The 12,770-nt window shown below is 64.8% G+C and carries 11 protein-coding genes; 6 read left to right on the top strand and 5 right to left on the bottom strand.

The genetic code is table 11. The features are described 5' to 3' along the window. The first annotated feature begins 13 nt into the window (after positions 1-13). From CO675_RS02195 to CO675_RS02180, 4 genes are read left to right on the top strand one after another with little or no spacing between them, the layout of a single operon-like run. Positions 14-883, top strand: coding sequence for a branched-chain amino acid ABC transporter permease (locus CO675_RS02195; protein ID WP_097670375.1), 870 nt, complete (start codon positions 14-16; stop codon positions 881-883). Continuing rightward, on the top strand, positions 883-1,869 hold the full coding sequence (locus CO675_RS02190; RefSeq protein ID WP_097670374.1) for a branched-chain amino acid ABC transporter permease: 987 nt from the start codon (positions 883-885) through the stop codon (positions 1,867-1,869). Before CO675_RS02195 ends, CO675_RS02190 begins: the two co-directional genes overlap by 1 nt. Before the next feature lie 7 nt (positions 1,870-1,876). Next, on the top strand, positions 1,877-2,626 hold the full coding sequence (locus CO675_RS02185; RefSeq protein WP_097670873.1) for an ABC transporter ATP-binding protein: 750 nt from the start codon (positions 1,877-1,879) through the stop codon (positions 2,624-2,626). Next, positions 2,619-3,323, top strand: a complete 705-nt coding sequence (locus tag CO675_RS02180) for an ABC transporter ATP-binding protein (RefSeq protein ID WP_097670373.1) — start codon at positions 2,619-2,621, stop codon at positions 3,321-3,323. Before CO675_RS02185 ends, CO675_RS02180 begins: the two co-directional genes overlap by 8 nt. 231 nt (positions 3,324-3,554) lie before the next feature. Here the strand turns inward: CO675_RS02180 and CO675_RS02175 are convergent, their stop codons facing one another. The 3 genes from CO675_RS02175 to CO675_RS02165 are packed head-to-tail and all read right to left on the bottom strand — an operon-like array spanning position 3,555 to position 8,663. After that, entirely contained in the window at positions 3,555-5,498 is a 1,944-nt protein-coding gene (locus CO675_RS02175) for an alkyl/aryl-sulfatase (RefSeq protein ID WP_097670372.1), read from the bottom strand. Positions 5,499-5,548: 50 nt separating this feature from the next. Beyond that, on the bottom strand, positions 5,549-7,369 hold the full coding sequence (locus CO675_RS02170) for a flavin-containing monooxygenase (protein ID WP_097670371.1): 1,821 nt from the start codon (positions 7,367-7,369) through the stop codon (positions 5,549-5,551). Between the two features lie 49 nt (positions 7,370-7,418). Beyond that, positions 7,419-8,663 carry an acyl-CoA dehydrogenase family protein gene (locus CO675_RS02165; RefSeq protein WP_097670370.1) on the bottom strand — a complete coding sequence of 415 codons (1,245 nt, stop codon included), beginning with the start codon at positions 8,661-8,663 and terminating at the stop codon, positions 7,419-7,421. A gap of 112 nt (positions 8,664-8,775) precedes the next feature. On the opposite strand from CO675_RS02165, the gene CO675_RS02160 reads away from it, so the two are divergent. Both CO675_RS02160 and CO675_RS02155 read left to right on the top strand, forming a co-directional pair. Beyond that, positions 8,776-9,555, top strand: a complete 780-nt coding sequence (locus CO675_RS02160; RefSeq protein ID WP_158231172.1) for an IclR family transcriptional regulator — start codon at positions 8,776-8,778, stop codon at positions 9,553-9,555. Between the two features lie 44 nt (positions 9,556-9,599). Next, positions 9,600-10,580 (top strand): Bug family tripartite tricarboxylate transporter substrate binding protein, encoded by a 981-nt coding sequence (locus tag CO675_RS02155; protein WP_097670368.1) that lies wholly within the window; start codon positions 9,600-9,602, stop codon positions 10,578-10,580. Between the two features lie 21 nt (positions 10,581-10,601). Here CO675_RS02155 and CO675_RS02150 read toward each other — a convergent pair whose 3' ends face one another. Beyond that, complete coding sequence (locus CO675_RS02150; RefSeq protein WP_097670367.1) at positions 10,602-11,705, bottom strand: ABC transporter ATP-binding protein; 1,104 nt, start codon at positions 11,703-11,705, stop codon at positions 10,602-10,604. 15 nt (positions 11,706-11,720) lie between these two features. Further along, positions 11,721-12,746, bottom strand: a complete 1,026-nt coding sequence (locus tag CO675_RS02145; protein WP_245452599.1) for an ABC transporter substrate-binding protein — start codon at positions 12,744-12,746, stop codon at positions 11,721-11,723. Between the last annotated feature and the right edge of the window lie 24 nt (positions 12,747-12,770).

Here is a 12,770-nt window from a genome sequence, read left to right as displayed (position 1 = left end):
GCGGTCCCATCGCATGTGGGAGACACTGGCCCAGGCTGTCATCAACGGCCTGCTCATCGGCGGCATCTACGCGCTGGTCAGCATCGGCGTCACGCTGATCTTCGGCGTGGTCAAGATCGTCAATTTCGCCCAGGGCGAGTTCGTGATGATCGGAATGTATATCTCGTTCTTCCTCGCCACCCAGTTCGGCATCGATCCGCTGGTCTCGCTTGTGGTCTCGATGCCGGTGCTGTTCCTCGCCGGCGTGCTGATCCAGCACTTCCTGATCCGCAGGGTGCTCGGACCGAACGACATGCCGCAGATCTTCCTGACCTTCGCGTTGTCGCTCTTGCTGCTCAATCTCTCGCTGATGCTGTTCAGCGCCAATTACCGCACCGTCCACACCTCGTATTCGGATGAAGCCTGGCACATCGGCGGGCTGTACATTCCGGTCGCGAAGCTGATCGCCTTCGCGGTCGCAATGGCGCTCAGCGGACTGCTCTGGGTGTTCCTGCACACCACCGATCTCGGCCGCGCCATGCGCGCGGCATCGCAGAACCGCGACGTCGCGATGCTGATGGGGATCAATCCCAACCGTGTGTTCGCGGTTGCGTTCGGCACCGCGCTGGCGCTCGCCGGCGCCGCCGGCTCGCTCTTGATGCCGTTCTATTCGGCCTATCCGTTCGTCGGCCAGGTGTTCGTGCTGATGGCGTTCGTCGCGGTCGTGATGGGCACGCTCGGCAATGTGATGGGCGCGCTGGTCGCGAGCCTGATGATGGGCGTGGCGGAATCGCTCGGCATCCAGTTCGTCGGCGCCGATTCCGGCCTGATCGTGGTGTTCGCGCTGCTGCTGCTGACGCTTGCCTTCAGGCCGAGCGGGCTGGGCGCCAAAAGGGGCCGCTGATGCAGACCTCAGGCAACATGAAGTGGCTGTGGCTCGCGATCGGGGCCGTGGTCATGCTGGCGCTGCCCCAGCTCGTCACCTCGTCGTTCGCGATCGACATCTTCATCCGCATCCTGCTGTTTTCCTTCATCGGCGTCGCCTGGAACCTGATGGGCGGCTATGCCAAGCAGCTGTCGCTCGGGCACGCCGCCTATTTCGGGCTCGGCGCCTACACTTCGACCATCATGCAGGTGAACTACGGCATCTCGCCCTGGATCGGGATGATCGCAGGCGGCGTGGTCGCGATGCTGGCGAGCCTGCCTATCGGCTGGCTCTGCTTCCGCCTGCGTGGTCCCTATTTCACCATCGCCACCATCGCGACCGCCCAGGTGCTGATGCTGATCTTCCTCAAGTTCCGCGACTTCGCCTGGGGCGCCGAAGGAACCACGATCCCGAACCTCGGCAGCGCGCCGCTGATGATGCAATTCGAGGAGAAGTCGTCCTACTACTACGTGGTGCTCGGCCTGCTTATCGTTGGCCTCTGGATCACCCACCAAATCGAGAAATCCTGGATCGGCTACTACCTCGTTGCAATCGGCGAGGATGAGGATGCGGCCGAGGCGATCGGCGTCAACGCGCCGAAGATCAAGCGCGACATCTACATGATCAGCGCGTTCCTGACCGCGCTCGCCGGCACCTTCTACACCCAGTACATCTACTTCATCGATCCCGCGACCGCGTTCAGCTTCAGCGTCTCGATCGAGGCGGCGCTGGTCTCGATCGTCGGCGGCATCGGCACATTGTGGGGGCCTGTGATCGGCACCGTGCTGCTGGAGACCACCTCGGCGCTACTGCAAAGCTGGCTCGGCAGCTCGGTCGGCGGCATCCAGCTCACCGTCTACAGCCTGATCCTGATGGCCGTGATCCTGTGGCGGCCGACCGGGCTGATCGGGTTTGCGACCGACGTCTATCACCGCTATGTCCGGCGCAAGCCGGCACGCGCCTGAGGTTGCGATGGCAGAAGCACTCGTCATCAAGGGTCTCAGCAAGCGCTTCGGCGGCCTGCGCGCGGTGCAGGACGTCAGCTTCACCGTGCAGGAGAACGAGACCGTCGCGCTGATCGGACCGAACGGCGCAGGCAAGACCACGAGCTTTCATTTGATCACTGGATTTCACCGCCCGGACTCCGGATCGGTGCTCGCCTTCGGTCACGAGGTCGTGGGCCTCAGGCCGCATGACGTCTGCGCGCTCGGCATGGCGCGCACCTTCCAGGTGGCAAAGCCGTTCGGCGCGATGACGGTGCTCGCGAATGTGATGACCGGCGCGTTCCTGCGCGACCGTCATGTCGCCGCCGCCCGCAACAAGGCGCTTGAAGCAATCGAATTCGTCGGGCTCGGCGCCAGGGAGCAGACGCCGGCCAAGGACCTCACCACCATCGACCAGCGCCGGCTGGAGATGGCCCGCGCGCTGGCGACCCAGCCAAGGATCCTGCTGCTCGACGAGGTGATGGCCGGCCTCAACCCGGCCGAGATCGACCAGGCCGTGGCGCTGGTGAAGAAGCTTTCGGCGCGCGGCCTCACAATCGTGATCGTCGAGCATGTGATGCGCGCGATCATGGCGGTCGCCCGTCACATCGTGGTGCTCGACCACGGCCAGAAGATCGCCGAAGGCGCGCCGAAGGAGATCGTGGAGAATCCGGAAGTGATCCGCGCCTATCTCGGCTCCTACGTGCATCCGCCGGCGCAAGGCAACGCCCATGCTTGAGCTCTCCCGCGTCAGCGCCAGCTACGGCTCGGTCCCCGCCATCACCGACGTCAGCATCTCCATCGGCGAGGGCGAGGCCGTCGGCCTGCTCGGCGCCAACGGCGCCGGCAAGAGCACGACGCTGCGCGCCGTCTCCGGCCTCGTCAAGCTGTTCGGAGGCAAGGTCACGTTCGACGGCGTCGACCTCGCCACGCTGCCGCCCTACCGGATTCCCGAGCTCGGTATCGCGCACGTCCCGGAAGGCCGTCAGGTCTTTCCCGAAATGACGGTGCAGGAGAATCTCGAGATCGGCGCTTATACGCCGAAGGCCAAGGCGGATCGCGGGCGCACGATGGAGCTCGTCTACAGCATCTTCCCGCGGCTCGCCGACCGCAGGAAGCAGCTCGCCGGCACCATGAGCGGCGGCGAGCAGCAGATGGTCGCGGTCGGCCGCGGATTGATGCTGAAGCCCCGCCTGTTGATGCTGGACGAGCCGTCGCTCGGCCTCGCCCCCGTGATGACCGATGTGACGTTCGAGAAGATCGGCGCGATTCACAAGATGGGCACAGCGATCCTCCTGGTGGAGCAGAATGTCAGCCGCGCGCTGTCGCTTGTGCAGCGCGCCTATGTGCTGGAAAGCGGCAACGTGATCATGCAGGGCTCGAGCGCCGAGCTCGCGGGCAACAAACAGGTGCAGGCGGCGTATCTCGGGATTTGAGCCAGCGCTTATCGACCCGTCATCGCGCTCCTCCGGAGCGGGTGATAATTCCTAGGCTGCACCAAACATTCAGTGTCGTCCCGGCGAAGGCCGGGACCCATAACCACCGATAACCATTATTGAGCGTCGGCGGAACGACGAGTCTCGCCCACGACATCCGCTGCGGAGTATGGGTCCCGGCCTTCGCCGGGACGACGATAGAGTTTGTGACGCCGTTCGTTTCCCGGTTCACTACGTCACCACCGTCCGCTTCGGCTCGACGATCTCGAACATCCGGGGAAACTCGTCCATCAGCACCATCAGTTCGCCGAGCCGCAGCGGCTCGCCTGATACCTTGACCTTGCCGGCACCGACGGCCTCCGGGAACGAGGTCAGCTTGGCGATCACCTCGTCGAGCACGCTGCGCGCCAGCGTGAAGCTCGCGTGCGCGTCGCTCGCCTGCGCCCCCTTGACGTAGGTCAGCGCCGAGTTCTCGAGATTGAGCACGAAGCTCTCGCCCGTATCGGTAAAATTCCAGTTCAGCACGATGCGCTTGCCCTCGGCCTTGGGGCCATTGAGGCGAATACCGAGCACGTCCCAGAGCTGCTCGGTGCGCAGCGCAGCCAGCGTCTCGCGTGGCATCGGCGAGCGCGGCGGCGTCTTCGGCATGCCCTGCCGCAGCTCCTGGGCGCCGAACAGATAGGCGTTGCGCCAGGTCGAGCTCTCCGCGGCATAGCCGAGCTGCTCGAACGTGTCGGCCAGCAATGCACGGGCCGCCTGGTTGTCGGGCTCGGCGAAGACGAGATGGCTGACGGCCTGTGCGACGAAGCGGAATTCACCCTTGGCGAAATCCGCGGTTGCGCGTTTCAGGATCGCATCGGCGCCGCCCATATATTCGACATACTTCTTGCCGGCATCGACCGGCGGCAAGGCATCGAGATTGACCGGATTGGCGTCGTACCAGCCGAGATACTTCTGGTAGATCGCTTTCACATTGTGCCTGATGTGACCGTAGTAGCCGCGGCCGTGCCAGGCGCCTTCGAGACTCTGCGGCAGCCTGATCGTCTCGGCAATCTCCGCCGCGTTGAGGCCGTGGTTCATCAGCCGGATGGTCTGGTCATGCGCATATTTGTAGAGATCGCGCTGCTGGCGGATCATGGTGTCGATCCGCTCCCGCCCCCACACCGGCCAGTGATGCTGGCCGCACATCGCCTCGGCCTTGCCGCCCCACATCTGAAGCGCCTCGCCGAGATATTTCGACCAGGCCAGCGCGTCGCGTACATCGGCGCCGCGGAACGGCAGCAGGTTATGGAAGTTGTGCGTGCAGTTCTCCGCGAGGTTCAACAGCTTGTAGCGCGGAATGAAGAAATGCATCTCCGCCGGCGCTTCGCTGTTCGGCGCCATCTGGAATTCGAACTCGACGCCGTCGATGATGCGCGTATCGCCGGTCGCGATGATCAGATCGGTCGGCCGCAGCAGCGCCACGCCGCCCGCCGCCATGGTCTTGCCGAGGCCGCAATCGACCTGGCCGCGCACGCCCTTGGCAAGGAACGGCCCGAACTGGTATTGCGCGCGGCGCAGCATCGCAGGCCCCGCGATGATGTTCTCGGAGACCGCGTGCTCCATGAAGAAGTTCGGCGCGATGATCGGCACGCCGGCCGCCAGCATGGCGTCGTCCACCACGCCGCGCGCGCCTCCCCAATGGTCGGTATGGGTATGGGTGAAGATCACGGCGGCGACCGGCCGCCTGCCGCGATGCTGGAAGTACAACTCCATCGCGGCACGCGCGCCCTCGATCGAGGTCAGGGTGTCGACCACGATCACGCCCTTGTCGCCCTCGATCAGCGTCATGTTGGCGATGTCGAGCCCGCGCACCTGGTAAACGCCCGGCACCACCTCGAACAGGCCGTGATGCATGTTGAGTCGTGACTGCCGCCACAGGCTCGGATCGACGGTCGCAGGCGCCTTCTCGTCGGAGAGGAAGCCGTAAGGCTCGAGGCTCCAGACCACCCTGCCCTGGGCCGAGGTGACGCGCGCGTTCTCGATGGTGCCGAGGAAGCCGCGTGCGGCGTCGTCGAAATCCCTGGTGTCGGCGAACGGCAGCGCTTTCAGCGTCGCCGCGTGCTGCGCGATAACCGGCGCGGATGCCGCCTTCGGAAGTTCGTGCGACGTCTCACCTGCGGTTGTCTGGGTCATTACTCAAGCACTCCCTCATTTGGCAGAAATCAGTCCCGATCGCACATCCCTCAACGGAATTGCACGCCTTCGAACTGGCCGCTGCTGCGCCACTGGTCGATGTATTTGAAGTAGGCCAACGCGCCCGCCGGATAACCGACATTGAGCTTGGCGGCAGGCCCCGGCTCGCGTCCCTCATTGTTGTAATAGCCGGGCGTGCAATCGGGTCCGCCGATCATCCGGCCGACCGCAGTCAGCAGCAGCTCGACCCAGCGATCCTCGGCGTCCTTGCTGACTTCGATTTCCTTGAAGCCGTTGTCCTGCGCATGAGCGACCATCAGGGCGATGGTCCGCGCCGCTTCGGTCAGATTGTGCGGCACGTTGGAAATGAGGTTGGCGCCCTGCGTCGGCTGCACGAAGAACACGTTGGGGAAGCCATGCACGTGGATGCCGTGCTTGGTGCGCATGCCCTTGGCCCAATATTCCGACAGCTTGATGCCGTCGCGGCCCGTCGCGTCGAAACCCGCCCGCCGCTTGTACTCGGTGCCGACCTCGAAGCCTGACGCGTAGATGATACAGTCGAGCTTGTATTCCTTGCCCGCGACCACGATCCCGTTCTCGGTGATCTCTTCGACGCCCTTGCCGTCGGTATCGACCAGATGCGTGCCCGGCGTGTTGAACGCCTGAAGATAGGCGTCGTGAAAGCATGGCCGCTTGCAGAGCTGGCCGTACCAGGCTTTCAGATTCCTGGCCGTCTCGGCATCGCCGACGATGCTGTCGACCCGGTTGCGGATCTCCTCCATCTTCTCGAAGTCGGAATCCTCGAACACCGCCCGCATGTTTTCCACGGTGCGCTGCTCGCGCGGCAGCAGCATCACCTTGGCGCGGATCCGCTTCGACAGATCGGTCCAGCCATCCTGCACCAGGTCTTCCTCCGCCGATCCACCGGCCTGGTTGGCGGTGAAGTTCTCCAGCCAGCGTTGTTGCCAGCCCGGCGTTGCGATATCGGCGAACCAGTCCGGATCGATCGGGCCGTTACCACGCACGTCGACCGACGACGGCGTGCGCTGGAACACGTAGAGCTCCTTGCAGGCGCGCGCGAGGTGCGGAATGCACTGCACCGACGTTGCACCGGTGCCGATGATGCCGACCCGCTTGTCGGCAAGCTTGTCCATCGGCGCGCCCCGGGGATCGCCGCCGGTGTAGTCGTAATCCCATCGGCTGGTATGGAACGAGTGGCCCTTGAAGCGCTCGATGCCGGGAATGCCGGGCAGCTTCGGCACATGCAGCGGGCCGGTGCCGATGCCGATATATTGCGCGGTGAAGGCGTCGCCCCTGGTGGTGCGGACGATCCAGCGCGATTGTGCCGCGTCCCAGTCGAGGCTCGTCACCTCGGTGTGAAACAGCGCGTTGTCGTAGAGATTGAACTGCCGCCCGATCCGCTGGCAGTGCGCCAGGATTTCCGGCGCATGCGCGTATTTCTCCGACGGCATGTGGCCGGTCTCTTCGAGCAGCGGCATGTAGACCATCGACGCGGTGTCGCATTGCGCGCCGGGATACCGGTTCCAGTACCAGGTGCCGCCGAAATCACCGCCCTTCTCGACAATGCGGACGTCCTTGACGCCGGCCTCGGTCAGCCGGGCCGCGGTGGCGAGCCCCGCAAAGCCGCCGCCGATGAAGGCGAAGGTGACGTGGTCGGTCTTCGGCGCGCGCTCCACCACCGGCGTGTAGGGATCCTCGAGATAATGCGCGAGCTGGTCCTTGATCTGGAGATACTGATCGTTGCCGTCAGGACGCAGCCGCTTGTTGCGCTCCTCCTGATACTTCAGGCGCAGCCGCTCCTTGTCGATCGCGGCGGGTTTTGCGTCTAGGGCTTGCTCGGTCATCGTCATCGGAAGGGCGCCTCGTCCAGGGATAATTCGGTGGCTACTCTAGCGCCGCTCAGGCGGGATGTGCAGCAAGATAGGGCGAATTGGCGATCGACCATTCCGGCATCGGCTCCATCCGGAAGATCTGCCGCAGATGCACCTCGTCGGGGCCGTCGCCGATCCGGAGCAGCCGTCCCCACGCCAGCGCCTGATGGATCGGCGTATCGTCTGAGCCGCCCATCGCGCCGAACACCTGCATCGCGCGGTCGGCGATCTTCTGCAGCATTGCGGGCACCGCGACCTTGATCAGCGAGACGTCGCGCCAGGCGCCGTGATGGCCAGCCTGATCGAGCCGCCAGGCGCAGCGATACGCGAGCAGCCGCGCCTGCTCCAACTCGACGCGGGCTTCGGCGATCCAGCGCTGCACGGTGTCGTACTGGATCACGGTGCGCCCGAATGCGCTGCGCTCCGCGGCGCGCGCCATCATCAATTCGATCAGGAGTTCGCAGAGCCCGATCGAGCGCATGCAATGATGGATGCGCGCCGGTCCGAGTCGGACCTGCGCGACCTTGAAACCCTCACCCTCCGCGCCGAGCAAATTCTCTACCGGCACCCGCACATTGTCGAACACGAGTTCACCGATCGGCGCGACATGATCCTCGCAGCCCATCCAGCGTAGCCGCCGCACCAGCCGTACACCGGGCGCATCCATCGGCACGATGATGCAGGAATGCCGGCTGGTGCGCTCGGCGCCGGCATCGGTGACACCCATCACGATCAGGAAGCTGCAGCGCTGATGCGCGGCGCCGGTGATGAACCATTTGCGGCCGTTGATGATGTAGTGGTCGCCGTCGCGCACCATCCGCGTTGCGATGTTGGTGGCGTCGGACGAGGCGACATCGGGCTCGGTCATGCCGAAGGCGGAGCGCGTCTCGGCGTTGAGCAGCGGCGCCAGCCAGCGCTTCTTCTGCTCAGGCGTCGCGCAGGCCTGCAACGCGATCATGTTCGGCACGTCGGGCGCCTGGCAGTTGAACACCTCCGGCGCCCAGAACAGCCGCCCCATGATTTCCGCCAACGGCGCGTAGTCGAGATTGGAGAGGCGTGTGCCGGGTTCATCGTCGGCCAGTTCGGGCAGGCCGAGATTCCACAGGCCGGCCGCGCGCGCCTTTTGCTGCAACTCGGCCATGAAGGGCGGCGTGTCGCTCTGCGAACGGACGTGGTCGAGCCAGGTGCGATGGCGCGGCAGCACCTCCTTCTCGAAGAAGGCTAGCAGATCACGCCGCCGACGCTCCGATCGCTCGGATAGAGCGAAGTCCATACCGCCTCCCGTATTTTGGGCGAGAGATAAACCCATATCGAAACGATTTGCAAATTCATTTCGATATATTGACATTTATGGTCATTTAAGACCATTATTTCGTATGGCGGCATTGTCCACTCTCGAATCACAGGCGGATCCCTCCTTTGCGACCACCCTGGCGCACGGGCTCGATCTGCTGGCGGCCTTCCGCAACCACAGCGGCCCGCTCTCGAATGCGGAGCTTGCCGAGCACACCGGCCTGTCGCGGCCGACCGTTTCGCGCCTGACCTACACGCTGGAGCAGCTCGGCTATCTCAGGCGCGATGCCAAGGGCCGCTTCGTGCTCGGGCTCGGCGTGCTTGCCGCCGCCTATCCGGTGCTGTCGTCGCTCAAGGTCCGCCAGCTTGCGCGTCCGCTGATGCGTGATTTCGCCGCTTACACCGGCGGCACGGTGTCGATCGCGATGCCGTTCGGGCTCGACTTCATCTATGTCGAAACGCTGCGCACGACGGACGCGGTGCCGCACGTGCCTGACGTCGGCTTTGTCTCCTCGCTGGCGCCGACCGCAGTCGGGCGCGCGCTGCTGTCGCTGTTCACGCAGGACGAACGCAATGCCTATGTGGCGCGCGTGAAGGCCGAGCGCCCTGAGGAACTCGACTACGTCGAGCGGCGCACGCTGCCGGACATCGAGCTCTGCAACGAACGCGGCTTCGCGGTCTCGCTCGGCGAATGGCGTCGCGAGATTTTTGGCGTCGCCGCGCCGCTGTACCGCACGCCAGCCGGAGAGTGCCTGTCGGTCAATTGCGGCATCCCCTCATTCCGCTTCAGCGCCGAGCAGATCGAGCGCGAATGCGGGCCGCGCATCCTCGGGCTCGCCCGCAGCATCCGCTCGCTGGTGGCCAACGGCTAGACCACGCATCCCACGAATGATGCGGGAAACATTGGGAGGGAGAGATGCGCGGCATCACAACCGCCATGGCCTTGCTTGCGGCCATCATCACGGCGCTGTCCGGCAGTGTTCCTGCCCGTGCGCAGGACAATTATCCGAGCCGTCCGATCCACATCATCGTGCCCTACCCTGCCGGCGGCATCGTCGATATCGTCGCGCGTGCCGTGACCGAGCAGGTCGGCCGCGACTGGAAGCAGACCGTCGTGGTGGAGGCACGGCCCGGCGGCAACAGCAATATCGGCACATCGGCCGTCGCGCGCAGCGAGCCGGATGGCTACACCTGGGTCGTTACCGGCCCCGCGCTGCTGGTCAATCCGGATCTCTACAAGGACGCCGGCTGGAACGCGGCAAGGGATTTCAGATGCGTCGGCCTCGCCGTCTGGAATCAAAGCGTCGCGCTGGTGCATCCGTCGATGCCGGTGAAGAGCATCGGCGAATTCGTCGACCTGGCCCGCAAGCGGCCCGGAGAGTTCAACTTCGGCAATCCCGGCACCGGATCGTCAATCGACCTCAGCGCCCAGAAACTGTTTCAGGTCGCCGGCATCAAGCTGACCAATGTCGGCTACAAGGGCCAGCCGCAGGCCCTGATCGACCTGATGACCAACCTGATGCATTTCGAGATCGTCTCGCTCGAGCTGGCGCTGCCGCACATCAAGGCCGGCAGCGTCAAGCCGCTCGCGGTCTTCACCGACAAGCGCGTGCCCGACCTGCCCGACGTCCCGACCATCGCCGAAGCCGGCTTTGCGGAGGCCGCCTACGTTCCCTGGTATGGCATCTACGTGCCGGCCGCGACGCCGGCGCCGCTGCTTGCGAAGATCAATGCGGCGATCAACAAGGCGTTGCAGAACCCCGACGTGCAGCGCCAGCTGTCGCTCGCCAACATTCCGGGCAAGCCGTTGTCGCTCGATGAACTCGCCGCGCTGATGAAGGCCGATCAGCAGAAGCTGACCACCGTGATCAAGACCTCGGGAATGGCGCTGCAGTAGCTTCTGCTCAGTCGATCCTGTTTAGTCTTCGGACGCCGGCCCATTGTCGCGATAAGCCCACAGGCATTCGCGCGGCAGCGCGACCTGCGCCTCGACGCCGACCTGATGGCGCGCGGCGGTGCCGAGCTCGATCGCCTCCAGCCGTTTGCCGAACAGCTCGATGCCGTAGGCGGTCTGGGTGCCCTGGTAGCGCCGGTCGAGCACCTTCGCCGCAAATGTATTTGCGCCATCGGGCCGGCCGATCGCGATATTCTCGGGCCGCAGCGCCACGCGCACCTTCTCGTCGGGACTAAGCGCCTGGAATAGCGCGACCTCACCTCGCCGGCCGTCACCGAAATCGACCACGCCATAGCCGCCGTTGCAGGCGACCAGCGTGCCGGCGAGCTCATTGGTCGCGCCGGTGAAATTGGCGACGAACAGATCGGCCGGGCGGTTGTAGATCACATCAGGCGTGTCCATCTGCAACAGCTTGCCGTCGCGCATCACGCCGATCCGGTCGCCGAGCACGACCGCCTCGGCCTGATCATGGGTGACGTAGAGCGCGGTCATCCCGGTCTGCTTGAGAATGACGCGGAGGTCGTCGCGCAGCCGCAGGCGCAGTTTGGCATCGAGGTTCGACAGCGGCTCGTCGAGCAGCAGGAGTTGCGGCCGGTACACCATGCTGCGCGCCAGCGCGACGCGCTGCATCTGCCCGCCCGACAGCGCCACCACCGGCCGGTCGGCATAGTCGGACAGTCCGACCAGCGCCAGTGCATCGTCGACCATGCGGGCGGCATCGGTGCGGCCGACCGTGCGGTGCTTCAACGGATATATCACGTTCTGCCGCACCGTCATATGCGGCCACACCGCATAGGACTGGAACACCATACCGAGGTTGCGTGCCCGCGGCGGCACGAGGATGCCGCGCGCCGGCGATGACACCACCCGCCCGGAAATGCTGATCTCGCCATCGGTCGGGTGCTCGAGCCCGGCGACGCAGCGCAAGGTAGTCGTCTTACCGCAGCCGGACGGCCCGAGCAGCACCACGATCTCGCCGGCCGGCACGCCAAAGCTGACGCCGTCGATCGCCGGGCGGCCGATCGCAAACTGTTTCCTGAGGCCGCTGACCTCGAGCGTTGCCGTCATCGCTGCACCATCAGCCTATTGCCGATACCCGTAGATCTTGTCCCAGTCCGCGACCCATGCCGCATGCAGCTTCACGTACTCGTCGAACTTCGGATACCAAAGCTTGACCACCTTGGGATCGAAGCCCTCCGGAAACGCCGGCGGCTCCTTCAACGAGGTGAGATTACCGAGTTCCTTGATCATGAAGGTCTGCCCTTCCTTCGACAGGCACCAGTTCAGGAACAGCTTTGCCGCATTGGGATGGGCCGCCGTCTTCGGAATGCCGCTCGCATAGGGATTGACGGGCGCGCCCTCGGGCGGGAAGAAGATCTCGATCGGCGCGCCGTCCTTCTTCTTCTGGTAGATCACGTTGTAGAGCAGCGGCGCGATCGCGATCTCGCCGCGCACCAGCGCATCGGCGGTCGGCGCCCCGGAAGGATAGAGCACGGGATGGGTCGCGGCCTGCCCGGCCCAGTAATCCTCGCCGAGCACCTGTCGCTCGAACATGATCCGGGTCCATGTGGTGCCGCCGGACTGCGCGAACACCTGCCCGATCAGCTTGTCATATTGCGGCTTGGTCAGGTCCATCCAGGATTTCGGCGGATCCTTCACCAGCTCGGTGTTGTAGCCGATCGACCAGGCGATGGTGGCGCGCGGCCACAGCTTCGGCGAGATCAGTGCGTCCTTGCTGTAATCGGCCGCGTTCGGCGGCGCGTAGTCCTGGAACAGATCTTCCAGCGGCTGCATCAGCGCGCGATCGGAGTGGTCGACGACGTCGGCAATCAGCTTGCCGGCCGCGGCTTCGGTCTTCACGCGGGTGATGAGCTGGCCGCCGGGCGCGCGGACCATCTCGACCTTGATCTCGGGAAAGCGCTTGTTGAACGCCTTGATCACCTGTTGCTCGATCTCGGCAAAATTCGCGGTGTAATAGACGAGCTTGCCCTCGGCCTTTGCGGCGGCAATCAACTCCGCCGAGCCGAACTCCTGCGCCCGCGCGGCCGACGCCAGCGCAAGCGTTGCAACGCTCGCCAAGGCCAGTGTGGTGAAGGTTCGTCTATCCATCGCCAAATCCTTCCTCGTTTATCG

Origin of the sequence: Bradyrhizobium sp. C9 (assembly GCF_002532045.1) — a bacterium.
In the GTDB taxonomy this organism is placed as follows: Bacteria; Pseudomonadota; Alphaproteobacteria; order Rhizobiales; family Xanthobacteraceae; genus Bradyrhizobium.
The sequence above is the reverse complement of the archived record's forward strand: the minus strand, read 5'-3'. Positions and strand labels throughout refer to the sequence as shown.

Bases quoted from the DNA above. Each gene is read 5' to 3' on its own strand.
- CO675_RS02185 (WP_097670873.1), top strand. From the start codon at position 1,877: ATGGCAGAAGCACTCGTCATCAAGGGTCTCAGCAAGCGCTTCGGCGGC.
- CO675_RS02195 (WP_097670375.1), top strand. From the start codon at position 14: ATGTGGGAGACACTGGCCCAGGCTGTCATCAACGGCCTGCTCATCGGC.
- CO675_RS02150 (WP_097670367.1), bottom strand. From the start codon at position 11,705: ATGACGGCAACGCTCGAGGTCAGCGGCCTCAGGAAACAGTTTGCGATC.
- CO675_RS02190 (WP_097670374.1), top strand. From the start codon at position 883: ATGCAGACCTCAGGCAACATGAAGTGGCTGTGGCTCGCGATCGGGGCC.
- CO675_RS02175 (WP_097670372.1), bottom strand. From the start codon at position 5,498: ATGACCCAGACAACCGCAGGTGAGACGTCGCACGAACTTCCGAAGGCG.
- CO675_RS02145 (WP_245452599.1), bottom strand. From the start codon at position 12,746: ATGGATAGACGAACCTTCACCACACTGGCCTTGGCGAGCGTTGCAACG.
- CO675_RS02180 (WP_097670373.1), top strand. From the start codon at position 2,619: ATGCTTGAGCTCTCCCGCGTCAGCGCCAGCTACGGCTCGGTCCCCGCC.
- CO675_RS02155 (WP_097670368.1), top strand. From the start codon at position 9,600: ATGCGCGGCATCACAACCGCCATGGCCTTGCTTGCGGCCATCATCACG.
- CO675_RS02165 (WP_097670370.1), bottom strand. From the start codon at position 8,663: ATGGACTTCGCTCTATCCGAGCGATCGGAGCGTCGGCGGCGTGATCTG.
- CO675_RS02170 (WP_097670371.1), bottom strand. From the start codon at position 7,369: ATGACGATGACCGAGCAAGCCCTAGACGCAAAACCCGCCGCGATCGAC.